This window comes from Leeuwenhoekiella sp. LLG6367-2.1, assembly GCF_045055775.1.
Classification (GTDB): Bacteria; Bacteroidota; Bacteroidia; order Flavobacteriales; family Flavobacteriaceae; genus Leeuwenhoekiella; species Leeuwenhoekiella aequorea.
Genome location: NZ_CP159331.1, coordinates 1,978,714 through 1,992,861, shown reverse-complemented (window position 1 = coordinate 1,992,861; position 14,148 = coordinate 1,978,714). Strand labels below are relative to the sequence as shown.

The window sequence follows — 14,148 nt, the reverse complement described above, 5'->3', positions numbered from 1 at the left end:
GAAGCCTTTGTGGGCAATGAGGGATTCGAACCCCCGACCCCCTCGGTGTAAACGAGGTGCTCTGAACCAACTGAGCTAATTGCCCGTTTAAGGCATATTTAAATTCCTAAACCTAAAAAGTTATCACTACTTAGATGCTAAAGGATAAAAAAAGGTTTTCAATACTGAAAACCTTTGTGGGCAATGAGGGATTCGAACCCCCGACCCCCTCGGTGTAAACGAGGTGCTCTGAACCAACTGAGCTAATTGCCCTTTAGCGGGTGCAAATATAAACCAACTTTTAAATATACCAAACACTTTTTTTAAAATTATTCAATCACTTCCGCTACAACAAAGGTACTTCCTCCTATAAATATCAGATCATCAGCGCCTGAAGCCTGTTTTGCAGCGTGTAAAGCCTGAACTACTGTTTTATATTTCTCACCAAAAAGCTCAAAATCAAAAGCTTTTTCCTTCAAAATGGACTCATCTAAGCCACGTGGTCCTTCAGGTTTAGTAAAATAATAAATAGCATCCTTTGGAAATAGGGGAAGTATAGTGCTCAACTCTTTATCAGAAACAACTCCTAAAACAATATGAAGTTTGTGATACTCTTCTTTCTGCAATTGTGCGGTTACATAAAGCAACCCCTCAGCGTTATGCCCGGTATCAGAAATAATCTTCGGATTTCTATCTTGTATGATTTGCCACCTACCCATTAATCCGGTATTAGTAACAACATTTTTTATACCTGTTTTTAATGCCGATGCCTCTACTTTATAATTTGATGTGGCATTTAGAACCTCAATGGCTTTTTGTACGGTTTGCTTATTATTAAATTGATAAGAACCTTTAAGCTCACTTTCTAAATCTGGGTAAATTGTTTCATCTGTAAAATAGAGGGGAGCTGATTTTTCATTAGCTACGGTTTTAAAAACTGCTGTTGTTTCTGCTTGTCGTTCACCTATAACTACCGGAATCCCATTTTTAATTATACCTGCTTTTTCGGCAGCGATTTTCTCAAGAGTGGTTCCTAGAAAAGCAGTGTGATCTAAACCTATATTAGTTATTACTGAAAGTAGCGGATTTATAATATTAGTTGCATCAAGTCGGCCTCCCAGTCCTACTTCAATTATTGCAATATCCACTTTTTGAAGTGCAAAATATTGAAATGCCATCCCCACCGTAAGTTCAAAGAATGACAATTGATTATCTTCTAAGAAAACTTTATGTTCCTCAATAAATTGAATGACAAATTGTTTATCTGCAAGAACACCATCTACGCGTATGCGCTCTCTAAAATCTTTTAAGTGAGGGGAAGTATACAAACCCGTTTTGTAACCACTTTCTTGTAGCACCGAAGCCAGCATGTGACTGGTTGAACCTTTACCATTGGTCCCAGCTACATGAATACTTTTAAAAGAATGATGTGGATTTCCCAGATGCGCACTTAAGTGCAAAATATTATTGAGATTGTTCTTGTAAGCTGGCGCCCCCTGACGCTGAAACATCGGAAGTCTTGAGAACATCCACTGCAGCGTTTCTTCGTAATCCATTATTCAGATAAACTAAACTTATAAACGATTTTACCTATTTGTCTTGAAGGTGCATCTGTATCGCCGTTAAATTTTGTAGCAAGCGCAGCAGCTCGTGCAGGGTCTAATAGACATCGACTGTTATTAGTAGTACCTCTCACTCCGGGAGTTGCCTTAGTTACATTTCCATTACGATCTACTTCAATACTTACCACGACAATACCCGCCTCATTACATTCTTGAACGCGCTTTGGTTTACTCAAGGCTTTGCGCCCTCCTAACTGGTAGTTACCATCACCATCAAGTCCTTTTCCGGTACCGTAATAACTAGAAGCATTAGGGTCTCCATTAGGATCACCTTTATCTCCCGCTTTGTTATCACTACCTTCTCCACCACTTGTAGTTCCAGAACTTTTAGGACCATTGAGAATACTTAATAGTGCATCTGTGGTAGATTTGTCTGGTTTAGGATCTGGTTTTTTAGCTTCAACCGGTTTGGTTGTCACCTTCTTTGGCTGCTCGGTAACCGGCTTTTTTATTTCTTTTTTGGGTTCATTTTTGATAACTGGTGCTTCCTCAACATCCTGAGTTACCACCTCCTCTTTTAACTCAGCAGATTGTTGAGTTTGCGGTTCTGGAGATGCATTTCGAGGAGCAGATTGTACTGCTTCTTTAGGTTGAATAGCACCCATTCCCACGTCTGAGGTACCAAAATTAATTGCAATACCGCTCTCTGGTGGTGGATCTAAATATTTAAATCCGGCAAAAAACAAAACAACCAATAACAAGGCATATAAAATGCTTGTAATGGTAAATGATTTGCGTTTATATTTTGTATCTAAAAAGCTCAATATGGCGATTTATTTAAGTGCAGTATATGATTTAAAAAAGAGTTTCTAGTTTGCGTTAAGGATTGAAGCGATATCCTTTTTTAGAATTAATTAATTCTAAAAAAGATTAAGCTAAAAGCCTGACGGCGCTAGCGGTAACGCCCCAATTAATTAGGGCGCACTGCTAAAACTATTTTATATTTATTACGGTTTGCAATATCCATTACTGCAACAGCCTCTTCAATAGGCACACCTTCTTCTGCTCTAAGAATTATAGTAGGATCTTCTACTCCGGCTAATTCGCTGGCGATAAAAGATTCTAAGTTTGCTTGAGTAACACGCTCTTTGTTTACGTAGATATCTAAATCTTTTGTGATACTCACTGAAAGATTCTGCTGGTTACTTGTTTTTCCTTTAGCTTTAGGCAATATAAGATCTAATGCGTCTGGCGTTATTGCCGGTGAAGTAAGCAGAAAGAAAACCAGTAACAGAAATACTATATCTGTCATGGAGCTCATACTAAACTCTGGGCTTACTTTATTTCTTCCGCGTAGATTCATACTAAGCTGGTTCGTTTAACATATCTAGAAAATCAACAGCTGTAGCCTCCATTTGATGCACTACTTTATCTGTACGCACCACTAGATGGTTGTAACCTATATAAGCTACAATACCTACAATAAGACCGGCAACCGTTGTTGTCATCGCCGTATAAATCCCTTCTGCAAGATTACCCATTTCGGCCTGGCCACTGCTAGTTGCTAGTTGGTGAAAAGCAAGAACCATACCTATTACCGTACCTAAGAAACCTATCATAGGACCTGCACCGGCTATAGTAGCCAACACACTTACATTTTTCTCTAAACGATAGACCTCCAATTTCCCGGAGTTCTCTATCGCTGTGTTTATATCCTCAAGCGGACTCCCAATACGGCTAATCCCTTTTGCTGTTAATCTTGAAACCGGACTATTTTGTTGCGCACAAAGAATTTTTGCAGCTTCGATATTTCCATTTGCAACGTGATCTTTAATTTGATTCATAAAGTTACTATCCATCTGGGAAGCAGCTTTAATTGCAAACAGACGTTCAAAGTAAATATAGATCGCAACAAATAGTAAAATAAAAAGAACAAGGATTATAATTTGACCCGGTAAGCCACCGCTCATTAAGAGGTCAAAAAGAGAAAGGGTTTTTTCTACCGGTTCTTCTTCGGCAGCAAGTGATGGAAGCGTATCTGCACCTTCTTGCAACAAGAGTGTAAGCATAAGTTTTTATTAATTAGTTATATGGTTAACGAGTAAATTAGGATTTAATTATACGCTTAAAGTAGAAAATATACTCCTGCTAAACCTACCCCTCCCAAAACAATAGTATAAGGCAATGCCATCTTTACCATTTTTCCGTAAGAAAGATTAATTAATGGAGCAAGTGATGACGTTAATAGGAATAGGAACGCCGCCTGACCATTAGGAGTAGCAACACTTGGTAAATTTGTACCCGTGTTAATTGCTACCGCAAGATGATTAAACTGTTCTCTAGTAATGGTACCAGCGTCATATGCAACTTGTACTTCATTAATATAAACGGTAGCCACAAAAACGTTATCACTAATCATTGATAAAATCCCATTAGCTAAGTAGAACATAGAAGGTTGCGCATCAACAGGAAGACTCAATACATAGTCGATAATAGGAGTAAATAAATGCTGATCGTGAATCATTGCAACAATTACAAAAAACACTACTAAAAGACCTGTAAATGGTAATGCTTCTTCAAAAGCTTTACCTAAACTGTGCTCGTCTGTAATACCCATAAAAGCTGTCTGAACAACAATTAAGAAAAGACCTATGAAACCTACAGGAGCTAAGTGAAGAGCTAAACTTATAATTAAAAGTATTGCTGAAACACCCTGCACCCAAAGACCAAATGATTCTTTTGGAGTACGTTTCTCATCTTCCTCCTCAGTGTATTTTTCAATAATAGTACGTGCAACTTCCGGAAGCTTCGCACCAAAACCAAAAGTTTTTGTTTTCTCTAATATAAATGTAGTAATCAACCCGCATATTAATACCGGTATAGTAATAGGAGCCATACGTTGAAAGAATTCGACAAATTCCCATCCTAACTTTTCCCCTATTAATAAGTTCTGAGGCTCACCTACAAGTGTACAAACACCACCAAGTGCAGTACCTACTACACCGTGCATAATAAGACTACGTAAGAAACTTCTGAATTGCTCAAGAGTTTCACCACTTAATGCTTTTCTATCTAAAACACTGTCATCATCGTAATCTGCAGTAGTACTAGAGTGGATTTTATGATAAACTCCATAAAAACCAACTGCAACACTAATTAAAACCGCAGTTACCGTTAATGCATCCAAAAACGCTGATAATACAGCTGCCAGGAAGACAAAAAGCATCGAGAGTACTGCTTTAGATTTTATTTTAGTAAAAACTTTACTGAAAATAAACATAAGCATAGGCTTCATAAAGTAGATACCTGCCACCATGAATACTAAAAGTAATACCACTTCGAGATTTTGAGCCACCTCAGAGTATGCTGCCTCAGGACTTGTAAGCCCGAGAATTAATGCTTCTAAAGCCAGTATCCCTCCAGATTGTAGCGGATAGCACTTAAGTGCCATTGCTAATGTAAAGATAAATTCACCAATGAAAATCCAAGCGGTAATCATAGGGCCTAGCAAATAGTATGCAAAGACATTAAAAATTAAGAAAGCTACCATTGCTAACTTGAACCAGCGCGGGCTGCTACCCAAAAAATATTTTAACATGTGTATTTAGTTGTTGGTTAATGATTATTTATATAAGCTGCTGCAATGCTATTTCAAATGCGGTGCGGCTAATATTTTTATTACTGCTATTGTGATTATATGTATTTTGAATTGCATCACGTATTGTCTGTGATGTATCGCTAAAAATTGCTTCATCTGTCATTTGAACTCGACGCTCCATAAAATATGCAAAAACACGAGCCATACCGCAATTAGATATAAAATCTGGTATTACTGAAACACGTTCATCGGTATGCTCCATAATAGAGCCGAAGAAAATCTCTTTATCTGCAAAAGGCACATTAGCCCCACACGAAATAATCTCTAGACCGGCATTTATCATTGCATCGATCTGCTCTTTTTGCACCAATCTAGATGCTGCACAAGGTGCAAATATTTCAGTTTTGATATTCCAAATTTTCTCATTGACTTCATCAAAAGGAATGAGATTATCTGCTTGCAATTTGTTTCCATTCTTATTCAGAAACAGATCTTTAATTTCTTCAAATGAAAATCCTTCTTCATTTATAAGTCCACCAGCCGCATCGATGACACCTACGATCTTTGCTCCTTGCTGAGCCAAGTAATATGCTGCTGCAGACCCTACGTTACCAAAACCCTGTATAACTGCTCGCTTCCCTTCAATACTTCCGCCATAAATATCATAGAAATGTTTTGCCGCTTCCGCAACACCATACCCCGTAATCATATCTGCAACGGTATATTTTCTAGATACATCTGGTGAGAAATGCTGATTTTCAAGCACTTTTATAACACCTTGTCTTAACTGACCTATACGATTTATCTTATCTGCCTCTGTTGGTCTAAAATGCCCATTAAAAACACCTTCCTGAGGGTGCCAAACTCCACTTTCTTCAGTTATAGGAATAACTTCGTGAATCTCATCTACATTAAGATCTCCTCCCGTACCGTAATAGCTTTTTAGCAATGGAGAAACAGCTGCATACCAGCGCTCCAAAACTCCTTTTTTACGAGGATCGTTAGGGTCAAAATTAATCCCACTTTTAGCCCCGCCAATTACCGGACCTGAGACTGTAAATTTAACTTCCATTGTTTTTGCTAAGGAAAGTACTTCATTGCGATCAAGTCCTTTACGCATACGTGTACCACCACCGGCAGCTCCCCCACGGAGTGAATTAATTACCGTCCAGCCCTCAGCTTCTGTTTCAGGATCATTCCAGTGAAAAACAATTTCTGGCTCTTTAGTTTCGTAACGTTTTAGTAATTCTTTCATTAAATTATTTAGAAGGTTGACAAATATAACTACTTAGGCGGTTTTCCCTATAGTTTTCGTATTAAATTAAGGTGAATACACCTTTCCTGCACAGTGATCTTTTGAAGCTCCTGTTACACTATGCAACACGTTGATTGTGTTGCGTAATCGTAGAACTCCCATAAAACCAAATATGAGTGCTTCTTTAAATTCTATAATTTTTAAAGGTGCTTTTGTAATTTTTAGACCCGATAATTCTTCTAGTCGTCGCATAAAATATAAATTATAGGCTCCACCGCCGGTAACTAAAATTTCATTTAACTCTGTAATGGATTTACACGCTTTTAAAACAAAAGCCAGTTGTTGTGCCATATGCTCTGTATATGTAGCTATACAATCTATTATAGACAGGTTAGCTTCTTCCAGAATAGGAAAGATATTTTGTTGCACCCATTCTAGACCTAGCGACTTTGGGTAAGATTGCTTATAAAACGGCAGATTATTCAAATGGTTTAATACATTTAAATCCACTACCCCCGATTCTGCAAATTTCCCATCCTTATCATAATCGTATCCGAGCCGGGTTGTTAAACTATTGAGGACACAATTTGTTGCGCAAATATCATAAGCAATACGTTTTCCGTTTTGATTAAAGGAAATATTTGCAAAACCACCAATGTTTAAACAGGCTCCATAATTATTAAATAATAATTCGTCTCCTATAGGCACTAAAGGCGCTCCTTGTCCACCCAATGCCACATCTTCTACTCTAAAATCACATATAACTAACTGATTGCACAACTTAGCAATTGTAGGGAGGTTGCCTATTTGTAACGTAAATCCCTGATTAGGCTGGTGCAGTATCGTATGACCATGAGAAGCAATGGCATCAAGATTCTTAAGAGGATGTTGTGCTATGAACGTATTTATTAAGGTTGATAAGTAATAAGTATACTCTTCATCAAGCTGGGCTAATTCTTCATTACTCGTATTTACAGCCTCTCGCAGCCGTATTACCCAATTATCTTCATAAGCAACTGTTTTACAATCCAGTAATTCGTACTCCCAGGATTCTTCCTTAGTAAATTTTATGTAAGCAAAATCTACTCCATCAAGCGAAGTACCGCTCATCACCCCTAAAATTGTATAGCAAGTTGCGTTCAAAATTCTATTTTACAAGTATTCTTAATATATTAGCTATTTTCTATTAAAATCGTAAATTTCACCATAATTAATTTTATTTATTGAATTTTCTATAATAAAATTGATTTATTTTGCAAAGTACTATGCAAGCATAGTAAATGCTTTATTTTGCATACTAAGGTATAAAGGAAAAATATTTTTTAATCAAAAATTGGTTATGGATTTTAGCTTGAGTGAAGAACACATTATGATACGAGATGCTGCTCGTGAATTTGCACAAAACGAACTATTACCGGGTGTAATTGAGCGTGACGAAAAACAGCACTTCCCTTCAGAACTTATTAAAAAAATGGGAGATATGGGATTTTTGGGTATGATGGCACCTACAGAGTTTGGGGGTGGCGGAATGGATACCATTTCCTATGTTTTGGTTATGGAAGAACTTTCTAAAATAGACGCATCTGCTTCAGTTATAGTTTCAGTAAACAACAGTCTCGTAAATTATGGATTGTCGCAATATGGCTCTCAAGTACAAAAAGAAAAATACCTTTCAAAACTCACAACTGGTGAAAAACTGGGCGCATTTTGTTTAAGTGAACCAGAAGCAGGAAGTGATGCAACTTCTCAAAAAACTACCGCAATCGATAAAGGAGACCATTATATCCTTAATGGAACTAAAAACTGGATTACAAATGGTGGTTCTGCAGATTATTACTTAGTAATTGCGCAAACTGATAAAGACAAGAAACACAGAGGTATAAACGCTTTTATAGTTGAAAAAGGCTGGGAAGGTTTTGAAATAGGACCTAAGGAGCAAAAACTAGGTATTCGAGGAAGTGACACTCACTCTCTAATATTTAATGATGTTAAAGTGCCTAAAGAGAACAGGATAGGTGAAGATGGCTTTGGATTTAAATTTGCAATGAAAACCTTGAGTGGTGGTCGTATAGGTATTGCAGCTCAAGCATTAGGTATTGCATCAGGAGCTTATGAACTGGCTCGTGATTATTCTAAGGTACGTAAAGCTTTTGGTACAGAAATTTGCAATCATCAAGCCATCGCATTTAAACTTGCTGATATGGATGTATCTATAGATGCTGCTCGTCACCTTGTTATGAAGGCTGCCTGGGATAAAGATCAAGGTAGCAACTACGATATCTCAAGTGCCCGAGCAAAATTATACGCTTCACAAGTAGCAATGGATGTTTCTGTTGAAGCTGTTCAAGTTCACGGTGGCAATGGCTTTGTAAAAGAGTATCACGTTGAACGTCTTATGCGGGATGCAAAAATCACTCAGATTTATGAAGGAACTTCAGAAATTCAAAAAATTGTAATCTCTCGAGGTTTACTGGATTCTTAATTTGTCTTTTTCTTATATACAGATATTAAAAAAGCCCCAAATGGGGCTTTTTTAATATCTGTAATCTTCATCACATTGTTTATTTCGCAAAGTAGATATAGATCCCCACAACGATTAAGCAGATTATAATTCCCACCTGCTTTACATATTTATAAGGTTCAATAGAAACTTGCTTTGTGTACTCAAGTACAAATGGCTCTTTACGCGGATAAATCTTACCTATTATAAGCATAATTATAATGTTTGCCACAAATAGGATTGCCATTACGTGTAGATAATGTGGATACGCACCTACTTCAACCATACGCAGTGCTTCTACATCTGTAACTCCACTAGCTTTTGCTGCTTCGACAGCGCTATCAATCATATTCGGCTTAAGCCAAAACTGACTAAATATATACATAAGTGAACCACTTATAATACCAATCTTAGCTGCGATTGCGGGCACTCTTTTAGTTAAATATCCTACAACAATTATCGTGAAAATTGGAATACTATAAATACCATTTATCTCTTGAAGGTAGCTAAATAAACTACCTGCATTTGCAATAAATGGAGCTATAAACATAGCTGCCAGTGCAAGACATACTCCGAATATTTTACCATATTTTACAACAGTTGCTTCAGGAGCATCCTTGTTTATGTGTTGTTTATATACGTCTATACCAAAAAGCGTTACAGAGCTGTTTAAAACACTATTAAACGAACTTAATATTGCACCAAATAATACAGCAGCAAAGAAACCTACAAGTGGTTTTGGCAATACAGCTCTTACTAGTTCAGGATATGCAAGATCACTACTAGAAAGACCTCCTTCAAAGTAGTAATAAGCTATCATACCAGGCAACACAAGAATAATAGGTCCTAAAATCTTTAAAAATGCCGCTAATAAAAGTCCTTTTTGTCCTTCTGCAAGATTTTTAGCCCCTAAACCACGTTGAATAATTTGCTGGTTTGTACCCCAGTAAAATAATTGCACAAGCATCATTCCAGTAAATATGGTTGCAAACGGAACTTCCTGACCTGGTTCTCCTGTAGAATCAAATCGTGCAGGATCAGAATCTATTAATAGATTTAAACCATCCATCATACTCCCATCCCCTATAGCCATCAAACCGAAAACAGGAATTAAAACACCACCTATAATTAATCCTACAGCATTAATACTATCAGACACGGCTACTGCTTTTAAACCTCCGAAAACCGCATAAATAGAACCTATAATACCTATTCCCCAAATACAAATCACTAATGCTGTTGTATCTGAAACCCCTAAGCGTTCTGGCACATTAAACATTCCACTTAATGCTACAGAACCCGAATACAAGATTACCGGCAATAAAACGACTACATAACCCGACAGAAATAAAATTGAGGTTATTGTTTTTGTAGAAACATCAAAACGCTGCGCAAGAAATTGTGGCACAGTCGTTAAACCTCCTTTTAAATACCGGGGAAGCAAAAAGATAGCAGTGACAACGATTGAAATAGCTGCTAATGTTTCCCAAGCCATTACTGAAAGTCCATCTTTGTAAGCACTACCATTAAGACCGACAATTTGTTCTGTGGATAAATTTGTAAGTAATAGTGAACCTGCTATTACACCAGCAGTTAAGCTCCTACCTCCTAAGAAATATCCGTCAGATGTGCTTTCATCTTGTTTTCTCACGGCCAGCCAAGAGACAAGAGCCACTAAAATTGTGAATGCTAAAAAAGAAATTATTGTCATGGTTAATTTTTCAAAAAATCGTTTGCACAGGCTATTAGATAGTTATATGAAAACGATATAATTATTTTATTCAGGCGTTAAAGTAACGTATTTTGAGCAATGCTGCATTTATTTATGGTGACAAATTGACCCAAAATCTCAAAATTATAAAAATCGCTATAAGACGTCTTTCAATTTTAATTTATAAGATGGTTCTACTATATCATCAACCTTTCGAGACTGATTCAGTAGCACTAATTTTTAAACGTAAAATTTACATTTAAAATAGTATCTTTGTTTTATTCTTTTAACTTTTAATGATTTTAAGTGCAAAATAAGTATTCAAATAGCTTGACCCAATTTGATAGCCAGATTGCATCATTTAATGCAGAGGTAATCATTAATGCACCCGGAAGAGTGAATTTAATTGGAGAACATACCGATTATAACAATGGGTTTGTAATGCCTACGGCTATAGATAAGAACATTAAGTTTTATTTTAAGTTAAATGGCTCTGAATCATCCTGTTCTATTCAAAGTCTTAATTATAATAGCTGCTATAAATTTGATTTAAATTCACCTAACTCTAATCAGGAAGAGTGGACACGTTACATCACCGGAGTTCTGGAAGAAATCAAAAAACTTGGAAAAGTAATAAAAGGATTTGACTGCATAATGCTTAGCAATTTACCCATAGGTGCAGGTATAAGTTCGTCTGCTGCATTAGAATGCGGTCTCGCGACAGGAATTAATGAACTGTTTGATTTAGGTCTCACTCAATTAGAAATTGTAAAGCTTTCGCAGTTAGCAGAGCACAATTATGTAGGAACACAATGTGGTATTATGGATCAGTTTGCATCTGTAATGAGTAAAAAAAATCACATAATAAAACTGGATTGTGAATCGCTGGAATATGAGTTGGTTCCCTTTATGATAGAACCCTACGGGCTGCTTTTATTGAATACAAACGTTTCACATAGTTTATCTACAAGTGAATACAATACCCGTAGAGCAGAATGTGAGCAAGGTGTCACCTTATTACAGCAGTGGTATCCAGAAATTAAATCGCTACGAGATTGCAGTCTGGAACAACTTCAGAATCATCAATCGCAATTTGATCCTCTAATTTACAAGCGTTGTGAATATGTCTTAGAAGAAAACAAACGAGTAAGTGATGCAGCCCTTGCTTTAGAAAATAAGGATTTAAAAACCTTTGGTGAATTGATGTACGCATCGCACCAAGGTCTTCAAAATAAATATGAGGTAAGCTGTAAAGAACTTGATTTTTTAACTGAATTTTCTAAAAATAATGAAGCTATATTAGGGTGTAGAATGATGGGTGGTGGTTTTGGTGGTTGCACCTTAAATCTTATTCATCAAGATGCAATTGATGTTTATATAGCAGAAGCAAGTCTGGCTTATAAAAAAATCTTTAATATAGAGTTAACAGCTTTTAAAGCAATGCCTTCAAACGGAGTTGAGCGCATATTTAAATAATAATGTATGGTAGATTTTAATGATAATTCACATAGAAGATACAACATATTAACAGGTGAATGGGTACTCGTATCTCCACATAGAACAAAACGCCCTTGGCAAGGGAAAGAAGAAAACGTAGTAAATGAAATACGTCCTTCTTATGATGCGGAATGCTACTTGTGTCCCGGTAATGAGCGAGCAGGTGGTCATATAAATGAAGATTATACAAAACCTTGGTCGTTTGTTAATGATTTTGCTGCTTTAAAAAAAGATGTTCCGCTGGCGAAATTTAAATCTGGTCTTCTCAAAGCTGAATCAGAAAGTGGAATATGTAAAGTGGTTTGCTTCTCGCCAGATCATTCGCTTACACTTCCCGTAATGCGTGTAGAGGCTATAGATGATGTTATAACATTATGGCAAAAAGAGTTTAAAAATCTTAGCGATAAAGCAGATATTAATCACATTCAAATATTTGAAAACAAAGGAGATCTAATGGGATGTAGCAATCCGCATCCACATGGTCAGATTTGGGCACAACGTACTATTCCACAAGAAGTAGCTAAAAAAAACAAACAGCTAAGAGAATACTGGCATAATAATCACTCCAGTTTACTTGGTGATTACATTAAAGAAGAGCAGGAATTAAAGGAGCGCATAATTAGTGAAAATGAAAATTTTATAGCCCTGGTACCTTACTGGGCGGTATGGCCCTATGAAGTTATGATCGCTCCAAAAAAACAACATCGCAATATTCTTACACTTAATACAGAAGAGCGACTTGATTACGCAAGAATTATAAAAGCAGTTACAATTAAATACGACAACCTATTTAAAATATCATTTCCGTACAGTTCGGGAATTCATCAGGCACCTACAGACGGACAAGATTGGGAGTCGTGGCATTTTCACATGTCATTCTATCCACCATTATTACGATCTGCTACGGTTAAAAAATTTATGGTTGGTTATGAAATGTTTGCCACACCTCAACGCGATATAACCGCTGAGATGGCTGCGAAAACCTTGCGCAATTTATCAGATATTCATTATTCTAATCTGTAATAATGGCTACAAAGACAACCTTAAAGGCAATTGCTGAATATTTAAATCTTTCTATCTCCACAGTATCAAAAGCTTTGGCAGATAGCAAAGAAATTAGCGAACCCACAAAAATTGTTGTCAAAAATACTGCCCGCCAATTAAAATACCGGCCCAATGCAATGGCAAGAGGTTTGAAGAATAATCATACGATGACTTTAGGCGTGGTTATTCCCAATATCCTGCATACGTTTTTCGCTAAAGTACTTATGGGTATGGAAGAAGAGGCGCACAAAAATGGATACAATCTAGTTACGTGCATTTCTAATGAATCGCTCGCAAAAGAAAAACAAAGCCTAAATATGCTATGCGATGTTTCCGTCGATGCGATTATCATAAGTTTAGCTTCAGAAACGCAACAAACTGAGGAGATAGAGCATCTTAAAAACATTCTGCACTATGATATCCCATTAGTAATGTTTGATCGTGTTAGCTCACTAGTAGATTGTGACAGCGTAGTTATTAACGACTATAAAGGGGCTTTTGATGCAACTTCGTATCTAATGGAAATAGGATGCAAGAATATAGCATTCTTGTCCTGTCTTAGTAAAACATCGGTAGGTAAAAAGCGTCTTACCGGTTATGAAGATGCTATTAAGGCAAAAGGAAGTAGTACCACTAAAATAATTAATACTTCTCTTAATAATCTTGATGCCGATCTTAATACATTCATAAGTAACAATGCTATTGACGCAATACTCACCACTGATGAATCTAGCGCTATTTATACAATGAATACGCTACGTACAAATGGATTAGAAGTACCTCACGATGTAAGTGTTATAGGTTTTACAGATGGAAATCTAGCACGTAATTATTTCCCCTCTGTTACCACAGTTAATCAACAAGCCGAAATTATGGGCTCTAAGGCTATAAAAATCGCAATTGAAAACATCAACAGGACAGTAACAAAAGCAGCATCACAAGAAATTATAGAAACTGAACTCGTTATTAGAAACAGTACACGCCGTATTAATTTTTAAAACC

General features: G+C 36.7%; 12 protein-coding genes and 2 tRNA genes. 4 read left to right on the top strand and 10 right to left on the bottom strand.

Annotation, left to right across the window (positions count from 1 at the left end):
- Window positions 1-10 precede the first annotated feature (10 nt).
- From ABVM53_RS09040 to ABVM53_RS09000, 9 genes are all read right to left on the bottom strand, one after another.
- A tRNA-Val gene (locus tag ABVM53_RS09040) sits at window positions 11-85 on the bottom strand.
- A 92-nt stretch (window positions 86-177) separates the two neighbouring features.
- Window positions 178-252 (bottom strand) — tRNA-Val (locus ABVM53_RS09035).
- A 56-nt stretch (window positions 253-308) separates the two neighbouring features.
- Window positions 309-1,535, bottom strand: coding sequence for a bifunctional folylpolyglutamate synthase/dihydrofolate synthase (locus ABVM53_RS09030; RefSeq protein ID WP_405325307.1), 1,227 nt, complete (start codon window positions 1,533-1,535; stop codon window positions 309-311).
- The gene (locus tag ABVM53_RS09025) at window positions 1,535-2,365 is read right to left on the bottom strand and encodes an energy transducer TonB (RefSeq protein ID WP_405325304.1); all 831 of its coding nucleotides are present in this window, start codon (window positions 2,363-2,365) and stop codon (window positions 1,535-1,537) included. Before ABVM53_RS09025 ends, ABVM53_RS09030 begins: the two co-directional genes overlap by 1 nt.
- A 146-nt stretch (window positions 2,366-2,511) precedes the next feature.
- Window positions 2,512-2,904 (bottom strand): biopolymer transporter ExbD, encoded by a 393-nt coding sequence (locus tag ABVM53_RS09020; protein WP_128756454.1) that lies wholly within the window; start codon window positions 2,902-2,904, stop codon window positions 2,512-2,514.
- A gap of 1 nt (window position 2,905) precedes the next feature.
- Window positions 2,906-3,610, bottom strand: a complete 705-nt coding sequence (locus tag ABVM53_RS09015) for a MotA/TolQ/ExbB proton channel family protein (RefSeq protein ID WP_128756453.1) — start codon at window positions 3,608-3,610, stop codon at window positions 2,906-2,908.
- A gap of 56 nt (window positions 3,611-3,666) precedes the next feature.
- Window positions 3,667-5,139, bottom strand: a complete 1,473-nt coding sequence (nhaB, locus tag ABVM53_RS09010) for a sodium/proton antiporter NhaB (RefSeq protein WP_371455088.1) — start codon at window positions 5,137-5,139, stop codon at window positions 3,667-3,669.
- A gap of 28 nt (window positions 5,140-5,167) precedes the next feature.
- Entirely contained in the window at window positions 5,168-6,394 is a 1,227-nt protein-coding gene (locus tag ABVM53_RS09005; RefSeq protein ID WP_405325300.1) for a Glu/Leu/Phe/Val dehydrogenase dimerization domain-containing protein, read from the bottom strand.
- Window positions 6,395-6,460: 66 nt separating this feature from the next.
- Entirely contained in the window at window positions 6,461-7,537 is a 1,077-nt protein-coding gene (locus ABVM53_RS09000) for an anhydro-N-acetylmuramic acid kinase (RefSeq protein ID WP_405325297.1), read from the bottom strand.
- A gap of 196 nt (window positions 7,538-7,733) precedes the next feature.
- On the opposite strand from ABVM53_RS09000, the gene ABVM53_RS08995 reads away from it, so the two are divergent.
- On the top strand, window positions 7,734-8,876 hold the full coding sequence (locus ABVM53_RS08995) for an acyl-CoA dehydrogenase (protein WP_405325294.1): 1,143 nt from the start codon (window positions 7,734-7,736) through the stop codon (window positions 8,874-8,876).
- Between the two features lie 79 nt (window positions 8,877-8,955).
- Here the strand turns inward: ABVM53_RS08995 and ABVM53_RS08990 are convergent, their stop codons facing one another.
- Window positions 8,956-10,605, bottom strand: coding sequence for a solute:sodium symporter family transporter (locus tag ABVM53_RS08990; protein WP_128756448.1), 1,650 nt, complete (start codon window positions 10,603-10,605; stop codon window positions 8,956-8,958).
- A 306-nt stretch (window positions 10,606-10,911) separates the two neighbouring features.
- On the opposite strand from ABVM53_RS08990, the gene galK reads away from it, so the two are divergent.
- The 3 genes from galK to ABVM53_RS08975 are packed head-to-tail and all read left to right on the top strand — an operon-like array spanning window position 10,912 to window position 14,144.
- Window positions 10,912-12,081 carry a galactokinase gene (galK, locus tag ABVM53_RS08985; protein ID WP_405325290.1) on the top strand — a complete coding sequence of 390 codons (1,170 nt, stop codon included), beginning with the start codon at window positions 10,912-10,914 and terminating at the stop codon, window positions 12,079-12,081.
- Window positions 12,082-12,087: 6 nt separating this feature from the next.
- Entirely contained in the window at window positions 12,088-13,125 is a 1,038-nt protein-coding gene (locus ABVM53_RS08980) for a UDP-glucose--hexose-1-phosphate uridylyltransferase (RefSeq protein WP_405325287.1), read from the top strand.
- Between the two features lie 2 nt (window positions 13,126-13,127).
- Window positions 13,128-14,144, top strand: coding sequence for a LacI family DNA-binding transcriptional regulator (locus ABVM53_RS08975; protein ID WP_405325284.1), 1,017 nt, complete (start codon window positions 13,128-13,130; stop codon window positions 14,142-14,144).
- The last annotated feature ends 4 nt before the right edge of the window (window positions 14,145-14,148 follow it).